The 13707-nt window shown below is 72.8% G+C and carries 12 protein-coding genes; 3 read left to right on the forward strand and 9 right to left on the reverse strand.

The genetic code is table 11. The features are described from left to right. Nucleotides 1-349: 349 nt before the first annotated feature. Both ACWD1Z_RS02735 and ACWD1Z_RS02740 read right to left on the reverse strand, forming a co-directional pair. Nucleotides 350-826, reverse strand: coding sequence for a DUF3017 domain-containing protein (locus ACWD1Z_RS02735; RefSeq protein ID WP_451114957.1), 477 nt, complete (start codon nt 824-826; stop codon nt 350-352). After that, nucleotides 816-1670: a bifunctional methylenetetrahydrofolate dehydrogenase/methenyltetrahydrofolate cyclohydrolase gene (locus tag ACWD1Z_RS02740; protein ID WP_389415335.1), complete on the reverse strand. Its 855-nt coding sequence runs from the start codon at nt 1668-1670 to the stop codon at nt 816-818. The genes ACWD1Z_RS02735 and ACWD1Z_RS02740 overlap by 11 nt, the downstream gene beginning before the upstream one ends. 257 nt (nt 1671-1927) lie before the next feature. Here ACWD1Z_RS02740 and ACWD1Z_RS02745 point away from each other — a divergent pair, with 257 nt between their 5' ends. Next, on the forward strand, nt 1928-2530 hold the full coding sequence (locus tag ACWD1Z_RS02745; RefSeq protein WP_451114958.1) for a proline-rich domain-containing protein: 603 nt from the start codon (nt 1928-1930) through the stop codon (nt 2528-2530). Nucleotides 2531-2633: 103 nt separating this feature from the next. On the opposite strand, the gene purH is transcribed toward ACWD1Z_RS02745, so the two are convergent. Further along, on the reverse strand, nt 2634-4196 hold the full coding sequence (gene purH / locus ACWD1Z_RS02750) for a bifunctional phosphoribosylaminoimidazolecarboxamide formyltransferase/IMP cyclohydrolase (protein WP_451114960.1): 1563 nt from the start codon (nt 4194-4196) through the stop codon (nt 2634-2636). After that, complete coding sequence (gene purN / locus ACWD1Z_RS02755; protein ID WP_451114962.1) at nt 4193-4810, reverse strand: phosphoribosylglycinamide formyltransferase; 618 nt, start codon at nt 4808-4810, stop codon at nt 4193-4195. The genes purH and purN overlap by 4 nt, the downstream gene beginning before the upstream one ends. Before the next feature lie 296 nt (nt 4811-5106). Between purN and ACWD1Z_RS02760 the strand changes: the two genes are divergently transcribed. Continuing rightward, the gene (locus ACWD1Z_RS02760; protein ID WP_451114963.1) at nt 5107-5886 is read left to right on the forward strand and encodes a hypothetical protein; all 780 of its coding nucleotides are present in this window, start codon (nt 5107-5109) and stop codon (nt 5884-5886) included. Nucleotides 5887-5928: 42 nt separating this feature from the next. Here the strand turns inward: ACWD1Z_RS02760 and ACWD1Z_RS02765 are convergent, their stop codons facing one another. Next, the gene (locus ACWD1Z_RS02765) at nt 5929-7653 is read right to left on the reverse strand and encodes a cell division protein PerM (protein WP_451114964.1); all 1725 of its coding nucleotides are present in this window, start codon (nt 7651-7653) and stop codon (nt 5929-5931) included. 96 nt (nt 7654-7749) lie between these two features. Here ACWD1Z_RS02765 and ACWD1Z_RS02770 point away from each other — a divergent pair, with 96 nt between their 5' ends. After that, on the forward strand, nt 7750-8877 hold the full coding sequence (locus tag ACWD1Z_RS02770) for a helix-turn-helix domain-containing protein (RefSeq protein ID WP_451114965.1): 1128 nt from the start codon (nt 7750-7752) through the stop codon (nt 8875-8877). A gap of 57 nt (nt 8878-8934) precedes the next feature. On the opposite strand, the gene sucD is transcribed toward ACWD1Z_RS02770, so the two are convergent. The 4 genes from sucD to ACWD1Z_RS02790 all read right to left on the reverse strand — a co-directional run bounded on the left by sucD (nt 8935) and on the right by ACWD1Z_RS02790 (nt 13637). Then, nucleotides 8935-9819, reverse strand: a complete 885-nt coding sequence (gene sucD / locus ACWD1Z_RS02775; protein ID WP_250071099.1) for a succinate--CoA ligase subunit alpha — start codon at nt 9817-9819, stop codon at nt 8935-8937. A 27-nt stretch (nt 9820-9846) separates the two neighbouring features. Beyond that, a complete protein-coding gene (gene sucC / locus ACWD1Z_RS02780; protein ID WP_451114967.1) occupies nt 9847-11028 on the reverse strand; it encodes an ADP-forming succinate--CoA ligase subunit beta in 1182 nt (393 codons plus the stop codon). Between the two features lie 426 nt (nt 11029-11454). After that, nucleotides 11455-12645, reverse strand: a complete 1191-nt coding sequence (locus ACWD1Z_RS02785) for a hypothetical protein (protein ID WP_451114969.1) — start codon at nt 12643-12645, stop codon at nt 11455-11457. 89 nt (nt 12646-12734) lie between these two features. Continuing rightward, nucleotides 12735-13637: a hypothetical protein gene (locus tag ACWD1Z_RS02790; RefSeq protein ID WP_451114971.1), complete on the reverse strand. Its 903-nt coding sequence runs from the start codon at nt 13635-13637 to the stop codon at nt 12735-12737. Nucleotides 13638-13707: the final 70 nt, after the last annotated feature.

A 13707-nucleotide genomic window follows, 5' to 3' on the forward strand; every position in this document is an offset into this window, starting at 1 on the left:
CCCCCCGGTGACACCGCTGACGGCCGTGCGGGACGTCCCGGACCGTCCCGATTGGCCACGCTAGCCCGACTGTCGACCGACTTCGATCCAAATCCGCAAACTTGTCAACACATCGACACACAGACCGCACATATCCCGTCACGGAATGCACGCGACGCTCCTCCGGTCCCAGCGGTTCCGGACCTCCGCACGCTGTGGCACGCCGCGCACACCGTGGCGGAACGGTCACCGCTGTGCCACAGCGCCCTGACAGCCGTTGAACAGGCACTTCCCGGCGCGGGAAGGTGAACGCACGGCGGCGGCCCGTCCTCGCTCGGGGGAGAGGACGGGCCGCCGTCGTACGGATGTGCTAGTTGCTGACCGTGAAGTGCAGGGTGTCCTTGAGGAACGGGATCTCCAGCAAGGGGTCCGGCTGCACCATCAGCGCCAGCAGGACGATCGCGGTGCCGAGCACGCCGTAGGTGAGGATGTCGGTGAAGCGGGAGCGGACCGCGAGCATGCCGACGTCCGGGACCAGCCAGCGCAGCAGCCCGCCACCGACCAGGGCCACCCCGATCAGCAGGGTCCCGGCGCGGAAGGCGTCCAGAGCGGTGACGAGCAGGCCGGTGCCGACGAGCACGAGCACCAGCAGGACCGGCCACTGGCGGGCCGGTGCCGGGGCGTCACCCGGAGCGGCCCGGCCGCCGCCCTCGGGGCGGGCGGTGTCCCGGGTGAACAGCGGGAAGCGGCGGGTCGTACGGCGCGGCCGGCCCTCGGCGTCGGGCGCGCTGACCGCGTCCCGGACCTCGATCTCGTCGTCCGGCTCGAAGGGCCGCTCAGCCGACACTGCGCTCCGCCGCCTCGACCACGTTGACCAGCAGCTGGGCCCGGGTCATCGGGCCGACACCGCCGGGGTTGGGGGAGATCCAGCCGGCCACCTCCGCCACGTCCGGGTGGACGTCGCCGACGATCCTGCCCTCGGCGCTGCGCGAGACACCGACGTCGAGCACGGCCGCGCCGGGCTTCACGTCCTCGGGACGGATGAGGTGGGCCGAACCGGCGGCCGCGACGATGATGTCCGCGCGCTTGAGGTGCGCCGACAGATCGCGGGTGCCGGTGTGGCACTGGGTCACGGTGGCGTTCTCGCTGCGCCGGGTGAGCAGCAGCGGCATCGGCCGGCCGATGGTCACACCGCGGCCGACGACCACGACCTCGGCGCCCTTGATCTCCACGCCGTAGCGGCGCAGGAGGGTGAGGACGCCGTTGGGGGTGCAGGGCAGGGGGGCCGGCTCGTTCAGGACGAGACGGCCGAGGTTCATCGGGTGCAGGCCGTCCGCGTCCTTGTCCGGGTCCATCAGCTCCAGGATGCGGTTCTCGTCGATGCCCTTGGGCAGCGGCAACTGGACGATGTAGCCGGTGCAGGCCGGGTCCTCGTTCAGCTCCCGTACGACCGCCTCGATCTCGTCCTGGGTGGCGGTGGCGGGCAGTTGGCGCTGGATGGAGGCGATGCCGACCTCGGCGCAGTCGCGGTGCTTGCCGGCGACGTACTTCTGGCTGCCGGGGTCGTCCCCGACCAGGATCGTGCCGAGGCCGGGCGTGACGCCCTTCTCCTTCAGCGCCGCCACACGGGCGGTCAGATCGGACTTGATCGCGGCTGCGGTGGCCTTGCCATCGAGAATCTGGGCGGTCATGGCCCCATCCTCGCGGATGACGGGGTCCCTCTTCCAATCCGGGCCCCCCGGCCGGCTGTCCGCCCGTGTCCGCCCATGATCAGCTGTGTTGCACTTGCACAACACATAGGGAGTACGGCTGGACAACGAACCGGCCACTGAAGAACGATTGTGGCCACAGTGCCGCGGGCAGTACCGGGGGGACGAACCGCATCTGTTGAACCTTCCTCCGAACCGTGCCGCTCGTCGTCCCCGCAGTCACACGGAGGAACACCGCCATGAGTTTCGGCGAACCGAACAGCCCGTACGGGCCCCCGCCCCAGCAGCCGGCCCCCGGTTACGGCTATCCGCAGCAGGGCCAGCCGCCCGGCGTCCCGCCGCAGGGCTACGGCGCCTACCCCGCCGGTCCTCCGGTGCACCCCGGCGGTTACGGCTACCCGCCGGCCGGTCCGGCCCGGATGCCCGGCATCACCCGTGCCGCGCAGATCATGCTCGGCGTGATCGCCCTGTGCCACATCGTCATCGCCGCCGTGTACGGCGTGGCGTTGGCCGACTGGGACCAGACGATGCTCGAAGCGGGCATCACCGGTGACGCCGAGGCCGAGCGCTACGCGGATCTGGGCAAGGGCGTCGTGGTCTTCTTCCTGGGCCTGGCCGCCGTCTTCGCGATCCTCGGTCTGGTGCTGCTGCTGCAGTTCGCCAAGGGCGGCAACGGCGTCCGCGTCTGCTCGATCGTGTACGCGTCGTTCGCGATCGTCAGCGGCATCTTCGCACTCGGCATCTACCTCCTGGGCCTGCTCATCATGATCCTCGCGATCCTGGTGATCATCTTCGCGGCGAAGCGGTCGAGCGCCGAGTGGTTCAAGCGCCCGCGGCACTGAGCAGTGCGCGCCCTTGCCCACCGAGGGCCGTGTCCCACCCGATCCAGGGGGACACGGCCCTCACGTGTCGCGGTACCGCAGCGAACGACCCGGTGCGAGCGGGTCAGTGGAAGAAGTGCCGCGTCCCCGTGAAGTACATCGTCACGCCCGCCTTCTTCGCCGCCTCGATCACCTGCTCGTCACGGACCGAACCGCCGGGCTGGACGACCGCCTTGACGCCGGCCTCGGTCAGGATCTCCAGGCCGTCGGGGAAGGGGAAGAAAGCGTCGGACGCGGCGTAGGAGCCCTGCGCGCGCTCGGCGCCCGCCCGCTCCACCGCCAGCTTCGCGGAGTCGACCCGGTTGACCTGCCCCATGCCGACGCCGACCGAGGCGCCGTCCTTGGCGAGGAGGATGGCGTTGGACTTGACCGCCCGGCAGGCCCGCCAGGCGAAGGACAGCTCGGCGAGCTCCTCGGGGGAGAGCGCCTCGCCGGTCGCCAGGGTCCAGTTCGCCGGGTCGTCGCCCTCGGCCTGGAGGCGGTCCGTGACCTGGAGCAGCGCGCCGCCGTCGATGGCCTTGACCTCGACCGGGGCGGCCGGTGCCTCGGGGCAGCGCAGCACGCGGATGTTCTTCTTCTTGGCGAGGGCCTCCAGGGCCCCGTCCTCGTAGTCCGGCGCGACGATGACCTCGGTGAAGATCTCCGCGACCTGCTCCGCCATCTCCCTGGACACCGGGCGGTTGACGGCGATCACCCCGCCGAACGCCGACAGCGGGTCGCAGGCGTGCGCCTTGCGGTGCGCCTCGGCGACATCCGCGCCGACCGCGATCCCGCACGGGTTGGCGTGCTTGATGATCGCGACGGCCGGCTCGGCGTGGTCGTACGCGGCACGGCGGGCGGCGTCGGTGTCCGTGTAGTTGTTGTACGACATCTCCTTGCCGTGCAGCTGCTCGGCCTCGGCGAGACCGCCGGACTCGGAGGTGTACAGCGCGGCCGGCTGGTGCGGGTTCTCGCCGTAGCGCAGGGTGTCCTTCCGCTCCCAGGTGGCGCCGAGGAAGTCGGGGAACGAGGAGTCGTCGAGGGGCGCGTACTCGGACGCGAACCAGCTCGCCACCGCCACGTCGTAGGCCGCGGTGTGCCGGAAGGCCTCCGCCGCGAGCCGCTTGCGCGTGGCGAGGTCGAAGCCGCCGTCCCGCACGGCCGCCAGGACGTCGGCGTACCGCGAGGGGCTGGTCACCACGGCCACCGAGGGGTGGTTCTTGGCGGCGGCGCGGACCATCGAGGGGCCGCCGATGTCGATCTGCTCGACGCACTCGTCGCGGGAGGCGCCGGAGGCGACGGTCTCGCGGAAGGGGTAGAGGTTGACGACGACCAGGTCGAACGGCGCCACGCCGAGCTCCGCCAGCTGCCGCTGGTGGTCCTCCAGGCGCAGGTCGGCGAGGATGCCCGCGTGGACCTTCGGGTGCAGCGTCTTGACGCGGCCGTCCAGGCACTCGGGGAAGCCGGTGAGCTCCTCCACCTTGGTGACGGGGACGCCGGCCGTGGCGATACGGGAGGCCGTGGAGCCGGTCGACACCAGCTCGACGCCGGCCTCGTGCAGCCCGCGGGCGAGGTCCTCGAGACCCGTCTTGTCGTAGACGCTGACGAGCGCCCGTCGAAGGGCCCGCTTGTTGCTCTCGGCGGTCACTGGATAACTACCTTTCGTCCCTCAATGCGATAGCCGTTGCGGGCGAGCCGCCCCACGACATCGACGAGCAGCCTGCGCTCGACTTCCTTGATGCGCTCGTGCAGAGCGCTCTCGTCGTCCTCGTCCCGGACCTCCACCACGCCCTGCGCGATGATCGGTCCGGTGTCGACGCCGTCGTCGACGAAGTGGACGGTGCAGCCGGTGACCCTGGCGCCGTACGCGAGCGCGTCACGGACGCCGTGGGCGCCGGGAAAACTGGGCAGCAGGGCGGGGTGCGTGTTCACGAACCGGCCGCCGAAGCGCGCGAGGAATTCCTTGCCGACGATCTTCATGAACCCCGCGGAGACCACGAGATCGGGCTCGTACCCGGCGACGGCCTCGGCGAGCGCCGCGTCCCACTCCACGCGGCTGCCGAAGTCCTTGACCTTCCGTACGAAGGTCGGGATGCCGGCGCGCTCGGCGCGGGCCAGCCCCTCGATGCCCTCGCGGTCGGCTCCGACGGCCACGATCTCGGCGCCGTAGCCCGCGGTGCCGTCGGCGGCGATGGCGTCGAGCAGCGCCTGGAGATTGGTGCCGGATCCGGAGACCAGCACGACGAGGCGCTTGGCAGCCACAGCGGGGGCCTTTCTCGGGGGGTGCGTCGGTACGGTGGCCGGGCACGCACGGCGGTATGTACGTTCGTACGAATGCTTCGGGCCCCCGGATACGGGGAAGCCTACGAAGCGGCCGACCGTCAGCAACGATACCGGCACACCGGGCAGCCCCCTCGGGACGGGGGCGTGGCCGGAAGGTAGCGTCTGAGAGGGGCCCGGTCGGGAACGCCGTTCGTGGACGGTGCGTTCACAGGGTGACGGACCTGGTGCCGCCAGCAGTAGTCAGCCGTAATCACCTAGGGGAAGACGCTCACTTGATGCCGGACCGCAGCCTGCGACTCCTCACGCTCCCCCCGCAGTCGGTGCAGGGAGGGGAGCGCCGTGGCGTGCTGCTGCGCGAGCGGCCCTCCTCGCCGCCGGACGCGCCGTCGGGCGGGAACAGCGGCGACGAGCGGGACGACAGGCCGAAGGACGACAACCCCTTCGCACCGCCGCCGGAGGGCACCCCGGACCGCCCGTGGCAGCCGCGCCGCCCGGCATCGGGAGGCGGCGACTCCGGTGACGGCGACCAGGGCTCGCCCTGGGGCAGCCAGTGGAGCGACCGCCAGCCCGGCCGGTCCTCCGGCGGCTTCGGCGACCGCCCCGGCCCGAACCCCGAGACCCCGAGCGGCAATGACGGCCCCGGCACGAACATGCGCTGGGACCCGACCGACCCCTCGCAGCGCCGCGCGCGCTACGCCCTGCTCTGCGGCATGTGGGCCTTCTTCTTCGCCCTGTTCAGCTGGCCGTACGTCGCCCTGATGCTCGGCGCGCTCGCCCTGTACTGGGGCATCACCGCGCTGCGGGCCAAGCCCCGCTCCCCCGACCCCGACACCCCGGCCCCGGCGAACACCGGCCGCCCCCAGACGACGGCCGCGGTGAGCGGTCTGGTCACGGCGTCCCTGGCGATCGCCCTGGTGGCGGCGGGCTTCACGGCGAAGCTGGTGTACAACGACTACTACACCTGCACCACCGACGCCCTGACCTACCAGGCGAAGCAGGCCTGCGAGGACCTGCTGCCGGAGGAGCTGCGCGGGGTCCTGGGGGACACCGGCTGAGGCACTGCCCGTGACGCTCGCCCCCGGGCCCGGGGGCGAGCGTCACGAGGACTCGGGGGCGTCCTCCTGCCCCGACGCCTCCCGCAGTGCGGCCCAGCGTGCCTCCCGTGCCGCGTCGTCCGCCGGCCAGACCGGCGGCCAGACCGGCTCCGGCTCGGTCGGCAGGAAGTCGTACGGCTCGAAGCTGTCGTCGTCACCGCCGTCACCGTACGAAGCCTGTGCGGCGGACGGGGTCTTCCCGGCGGACGGGGTCTTTTCGCCGGGCGAGGTCGTGTCTCCGGGCGTGGCCTTCTCCCCGTGCTGAGCCTTCTCCGCCCGCTGAGCCTTTCCGGCGAACAGGGTCCTCCCGCCACGCCGAGTCCGACCCGCCGACGGAGTCTTCCCTCCGGGCGCGTCCTTCCCACCGGGCGCGTCCTGCCCGCCCCGCTCCTCCGCCCGAGGCTTCCCCACCCGAGGCGCGGGCCCGTCCGTCCTCCCCCGGCACCGCCACCACCGCACCGCCACCGCCACCGGTACGGCGACCAGCACGCCCCACGCCAGCGCGGCCGCCCCCATCTGCCACCACACCGGTCCGAACCCGGCCAGCGCCGCCACCCCGAGCGCACCGCCCGCCATCGCGCCCAGCCCCGCCATCGCCGCCGCACCCAGGACCACCGCCAGCGCCGCCGCCCCGGCGGTCCGCCCCCGCGACCACACCGAGCCGTCCGCCTCCGCGCTCCCGGCCCGTCCCACGAACCACCCCACGGTCACCCCGGCCACCACCGGCACCACCCCCGCCGCCCAGTTCACCGGCGTCCCCGGCCCCGCCTCCGGGACCGCCGCCAGCAAGGGAAACGGCGGCAGCAGCGCGGCGGGCGAGGAGGACAGCGGCCCCACGACATGCCCCGCACCGAGGGAGAAGCCGGGGCCCAGGGAGTACGCCGTCCCCCACACCGCCGCGTTCGGCGTCAGCGCCAGACACAGCAGCAGCACCGCGAACTGCCCCGACCACCCCTCGGTGAGCTGGAAGAACGACGTGCGCGCCGCCCCGCCGTGCCACACCAGCGACACCGCCAGCAGCAGCGCCCCGCCCCCGAGCAGCACCGCCGTACCCGCCCCGGCCGCCCGTGCCGCGGCATCGAGACGGGCCCGCGCCGCTCCCCCGACGACCAGCCGCCGCATCCCCGCCGGCAGCAGGATCAGCACCTCGTCCACCGCGTCCCGGGGCCGCCCGTACGCCGTCCACACCCCCGCCCCGGCCGCTGCGACGACGACCAGCGGCACCCACACCCCGGTCCACACCCAGTCCGGCCGGAGCACCCCGCCCGCCGCGTACCCCGCTGCGGCGGCGCCCACGGCGAGATAGCCGAGCACGACACCCGCCCAGGCCGTACGCCCCGAGACGGTGGGCTCCTCCGACTCCTCCCCCTCCACCGCGTCCCGCGCGGCGCGGTGCACCAGCCACACCGGGAGCGCGAGCAGCAGCAACGGCGTGACGCCCACCGGCGCGGGCACGCCGGACAGGGTGTCGACGCGGACCAGTTCGGCGCCGTGCGCCAGCAGCCACAGCGCCGCGGCGACGTGCAGCGCGCCCGAGGGACCGCTGTCGGGGTAGGGCGAGCTGATCCACAGCACCATCACCAGCACGGCGAACGAGCCGAGACCGAGGCCCGCGGCCACCGCGCCACCCAGGAGGCCCGCGGCCAGTCCGGGGGAGCGGTCGCGCAACCGGGTGAGCAGGGACGACAACGGCGATCGACGAACGGTCAGCTGGATCACGCCCGCCATGCTCCCAACGACACGCGCTTTCCCGTCGTAACAGGCGAACCTCCGTTGTGTCGCTCAATATACGTTTATGTACATTTTCGTCCGAAGGGGCATCTCGTGACGCAGAGCCCTGCCATCCCGCTGCCCCCGCCCAAGGAACGCCGACGCCTGCGCGAGTCCTCGTCGTTGACGCAGGCTCAGGTCGCGGCGCGGGTGGGCGTGACCCGGGAGACCGTGCGCGCGTGGGAGACCGGCCGCATGACGCCGCGCGGCCGGAAGCGGGAGGCCTACGCGCGACTGCTGAGCGAGCTGACCACGGCGCCGGCCGCCCAAGAGGCCCCGGACGAGCCCGAGGTGACCGCACCTCAGCAGAGCGCCGACACCGCCGAGCTGCCCGTACGGACCCCGCCGCCCGAGCCGGCGCCCGCGGAGGTCGAGTCCTCCCGGCCGCTGACGCCCGCTCAGGCCTTCGACGCGCTCTACGCGTTCTGCGCGCCCTCGCTCGTACGGCAGGCCTATCTGCTCACCGGGCGGCGCGAGCTGGCCCGGGAGTCGGTCGAGCGGGCCTTCGACCGCGCCTGGCAGCGCTGGCCGGAGGTGGCCGTCGACCGGGATCCGGCGGGCTGGGTGCGGGCGACGGCGTACGAGTACGCCCTCTCCCCCTGGCACCGCTTCCGCCCCCGCTACCGGCACCCCGAACCGCCGCCCGCCGCCCCCTCCGACCGCGCGCTGATGGACGTACTCCTCACCCTGCCGCCGCCGTACCGCCGCACCCTGCTGCTCTACGACGGAGTGGGCCTCGATCTCCCGGACACCGCGGCGGAGACGGAGGCGAGCACGCCCGCGGCGGCGAACCGGCTGCTGCACGCGCGCGAGGCGGTGGCCGCGCGGCTGCCGGAGCTGGCCGACCCCGCCGAACTCCACCGGCGGCTGGCCGAGGTGGCGTCGGCGGAGCGCCTGCGCGCCGCGAAGCCGCCGACGGTACGCACCGGCAGCGAGCGCCGGGCCAGCTTCTGGACCCGCGCCGCCATCGCCTTCACGGTCGCCCTCATCGGCACCACGGCCCTGACGCTGCGCACCGCACCCCGGCAGTACGAGGCGCCCGTCTCACCGGGCCGGACCGTCCAGGGCGTCCCCCCGAAGGTCGCCCCGGGCCCGCTGTCGGAGATGGAACAGAAGCTGCGGGCGAAGCTGCGCCAGGAGACGGCGAGCGGTCCGCAGCGGCTGGTACCGCTGCCGGGATGACGCCGATGGGCCCGTCCCCCACCGGGGAACGGGCCCATCCGACGATCAGCCGGAAGCTCAGGCGCTGAGGATCTCGCGCGCCAGCTTCGCCGTCTCGGTCGGCGTCTTGCCGACCTTGACGCCGGCGGCCTCCAGGGCCTCCTTCTTCGCCTGGGCGGTGCCGGACGAACCGGAGACGATGGCGCCGGCGTGGCCCATGGTCTTGCCCTCGGGCGCGGTGAAGCCCGCGACGTAGCCGACGACCGGCTTGGTCACGTTCTTCGCGATGAAGTCCGCGGCCCGCTCCTCGGCGTCGCCACCGATCTCGCCGATCATGACGATCAGGTCGGTCTCGGGGTCGGCCTCGAACGCGGCGAGCGCGTCGATGTGCGTGGTGCCGATGATCGGGTCGCCACCGATGCCGACGGCGGTCGAGAAGCCGATGTCACGCAGCTCGTACATCATCTGGTACGTCAGCGTGCCGGACTTCGAGACCAGACCGATACGGCCCGGCTTGGTGATGTCGCCCGGGATGATGCCGACGTTCGACTGACCCGGGGTGATGATGCCGGGGCAGTTCGGGCCGATGATCCGGGTCTTGTTGCCCTTCTTGCCGGCGTACGCCCAGAACGACGCCGAGTCGTGCACGGCGATGCCCTCGGTGATCACGACGGCCAGCGGGATCTCGGCGTCGATGGCCTCGACGACCGCGTCCTTGGTGAACTTCTCCGGCACGAAGATGACGGAGACGTTGGCGCCGGTGGCCTCGATGGCCTCCTTGACGGTGCCGAAGACCGGTACCTCGGTGCCGTCGAAGTCGACGGAGGTGCCCGCCTTGCGCGGGTTCACGCCGCCCACGACCGTGGTGCCGTCGCCGAGCATGAGCTTGGTGTGCTTCATGCCCGTGGCGCCGGTCATGCCCTGGACGATGACCTTGCTGTCCTTGTTGAGCCAGATAGCCATGGTGTGTTCTGTCCTCGTCCTGAGTGCTTACTTGGCGGCGTGGGCCAGCTCGGCGGCCTTGTCGGCCGCGCCGTCCATGGTGTCGACGCGCTGGACCAGCGGGTGGTTGGCGTCGGTGAGGATCTGCCGGCCGAGCTCGGCGTTGTTGCCGTCGAGACGGACGACGAGCGGCTTGGTGACCTCCTCGCCGCGGTCCTCCAGGAGCTTCAGCGCCTGGACGATGCCGTTGGCGACCTCGTCACAGGCGGTGATGCCACCGAAGACGTTGACGAACACGGACTTCACGTCCGGGTCGCCGAGGATGATCTCCAGGCCGTTGGCCATGACCTGGGCGGAGGCGCCACCGCCGATGTCCAGGAAGTTGGCCGGCTTGACGTCGCCGTGCGCCTCACCGGCGTACGCGACGACGTCCAGGGTCGACATGACCAGACCCGCGCCGTTGCCGATGATGCCGACCTCGCCGTCGAGCTTGACGTAGTTGAGGTTCTTCTCCTTGGCGGCGGCCTCGAGCGGGTTGGCCGCGGCCTTGTCGTGGAGCTCCTCGAAGTCGGGGTGACGGAACTCGGCGTTGTCGTCGAGCGACACCTTGCCGTCCAGGGCGATGACCTCGCCGGAGGCGACCTTCGCCAGCGGGTTGACCTCGACCAGGAGGGCGTCCTCCTTGATGAAGGTGTCCCACAGCCTGACGAGGACGTTCACGACCTTGTCGGCCACCTCGGCCGGGAACTTCGCGGCCTCGACGATCTCGCGGGCCTTCTCCTCGGTCACGCCGTCGATCGCGTCGATCGGCGTCTTGGCGACGGCCTCCGGACGGTTGGCCGCCACCTCCTCGATGTCCACGCCGCCCTCGACGGAGGCGATGGAGAGGAAGGTGCGGTTGGCACGGTCCAGCAGGAAGGAGACGTAGTACTCCTCCAGGATCTCCGGAGCCGTCTCGGCGATCATCACCTTGTGGACCGTGTGGCCCTTGATGTCCATGCCGAGGATGTCCGTCGCGCGGGCGACGGCCTCGTCCGCGGTGGCGGCGAGCTTCACGCCACCGGCCTTGCCACGCCCGCCGACCTTCACCTGGGCCTTGACGACGGACTTGCCACCGAGGCGCTCAGTGGCTGCGCGGGCCGCCTCAGGCGTGTCGATGACTTCACCGGCCAGCACCGGTACATCGTGCTTGGCGAAGAGGTCCCTCGCCTGGTACTCGAACAGGTCCACGCGCTTCCGTCCCTATCAGTGATCTCGCGGTTCGTTGGATGCGTGGGCGTGCCGCGAAGGGCAACGTGACGTCCGCTGTCACTAGGGAGGCGCACACGGTGTCCGAGCGCGCGGCATGTCCGTCTCGCAGGTTATCGCCGCTCGACGGGGGCTTCTAAATCAGGGGTCACACCTGAGCGGTGATACCTGTCACATGATGCCGCGCTCACTGGCACGGGGTGCCTGATGTGAAGGGCCTCACCGGGCTGGGGTCGGCCCGGTGAGGCCCCTTGAACAGCCCGAAGGGGCAGGAATCGGTACGCCCCCGAGGGCTCCGGCCGGGCGGTCCCCACCCCAATGGGGACCGCCCGGCCGTCCGTGAGGTCCCGGCCGGACGGTCCGACGGCTTTCGGCCGTCCGGGTCCTTACGCCTCACGGAGCCGGGATTCAGAGGGAGCGGAGGTACCCCGGGGTGACCGAGTCGGCGACGCCCTGGACGCCGGTGACGGCGTTGCCCGCCAGCGGGGTGCCGGTCAGGTTGTCGGCGACGGGGGCGGCATGGCCGGCGACGCCGTGGGCGAAGGGCTGGACGTCACCCGCGACGCCGTGGGCCGCGGTCCCGGCGGCGTACGTGACCGGCTCGACGAGGTCCGCCACGGGGTGGGCGACATGGCCGACGGCACGGTGCGCGAAGGGGCCGACCTCTCCGGCCAGGCCGTGGGCGAGCGGCCGCGCATCGCCCGCCACGCCGTACGCCAGCGCACCCGCGTCCGTCACGGCCTGCCCGGCGACCGGAGTGACCCCGTGCACGGCCGTGCGCGCGACGGGCGGCAGCACGGCCCCCTGCGCGTCCGCGGCGACCTGACCGACGAGTCCGGTGGCGTACGGGGGTACGTCGGCGAGGGCGCCGTGGGCGACCGGCTGGACGCCGGAGACGGTGCGGGTGGCGAGGGGGTGGACGTCGGCCACGGTTCCGGTGGCGACGGCGTGGACGTCGGCCACGGTTTCGGTGGCGACGGCGTGCACATCGGCGACGGCGCCGGTGGCGACCGGCTGGACGTCGGTCACCAGGCCGTATGCCGCGGCGGTGGCGGCGTCGACCGCGCGGGTGGCCGGGGGGAGGGCTCCGTCCACGGCGGCGGTGACGAGGGGCGGGACGGCCGCGGCGGTCGTTTCGTCGAGGACAGGGGTGACGGTGCCGGTCGGGGCGCTCAGGGTCCGCTCCACCTCCGGGGCGAAGGCGGCGAGGGGGCCGAAGAGGTAGTCGACGGTGTCGGAGGGGTCGGGGGTGTCGGGGGTGGTCGGGATCTCAGGGGTCTGCTGCGCGGCCTGCGTGGCGCGGGCCGCCTTGACGCCCTCGGTGAGCTGCGCGGCGCCGCCCTTGAGCTTGGGGGCCTTGGGGGTCTTGGCGGCCTTCGGGGCCTTGGGGGTGGTCGTGGCGCTCGTTTCGACGGATGCCGTCTGCTTCGAGGTGGCGGTGACCGTCTCGGTCACGCCCTCGGTGACGTCTTCCGTGGCGTCCGGCACGGACAGCGTGGAGGAGGGCAGCTCGTCCGCGCTCGCGGCGGTGGAGCCGAGCGCCCACGCGCCGGTGACACCGGCGGCTATGACGAGGGAACGGCGGATGTTCTTGTTCATGCGTACGTCGGATCCTTAAAGGAGATGGGGACACGGGCAGACCTGTTCCGCCCCCGCGCGGCAGGTCCACTGCGCGGGAAAGGCCTGCTCTAGGCGGGGGATACGGGAATGTCCCGGTACGCGTCCCTGATCTCGTCGGCACCGACGTGCGCGGCGGCGCCGGGCACCAGCCGCGGCGGGGCCGGGTGATGTGCGGCGACCGCATGCGCGTCGCCATGCCTGGGCGTGCCGTTGTCGACCGTCGCACGGTGGTCCAGGGCACCGCCCGGAACCCCTGCGGGCGCGTGCCGCACGGGCACGGGCGCGGTGGAGTCGGCACGGTGGGGGTGGGGGTGAGCGGAGGTGCGGTGCGCGGGGGTGCGGTGCGCGGGCGCGGTGGTGTCGTACGGCGTGACGCCGTGCGGGGTGGCCGTGGCGGCCTCCCCGGTCGCCGGCCCCGCCGAGTCCGCCTCGCCGGGCGGTGCGGAGGTCACCGGCGCGGGTGCCGTGACCGGCAGCGTCTGTTCCGGCAGCGCGGGGAGTTCCGGCAGGCCGGGGAGCACGGGGAGTTCCGCATCCGGCGCCTGGGGCAGCTCCGGCAGAGCGGGCGGCTCGGGCAAGGCGGGCAGCTCAGGCAGCGACTCCCGCGGCGGCACCGCGCCCCGCGCTTCGTCCAGCCCCTCGGTCACCGCGCCGACGGCCTCGCCGACGGGCCGCACGGCACGCTCGGTGACGGCCGGAACGGTGTCCTCGGTGACGGGCCGAAGCTCTCGCCCCTGCGGCTCCCCGGCCCGGGGCTCCCGAGCCACCGACCCGGTCACCCCCTCGACCGCCGTGCGCAGGTCGGCCGACAGAGCCGTGGGCGCGTCCTCCGCCGCCTGAGCCCGCTGCCCGCCCAGGAGCGCGAGCGCGAACAACCCGCCCACCAGCAGCGCCAGATACAGCGCACGCCGTCCGGCCGCCGTGCGCGGGATGCGCACAGCGGCACCGGGCAGGGCTGCTGACCAGGTCAAGGGGGCGGATCCTCCCGTACGGCGGCACGGCGTCGAAGTCGGTGAAGGCATCGATCCTTGCACGGGACTC

The organism is Streptomyces sp. NPDC002784, assembly GCF_053592135.1.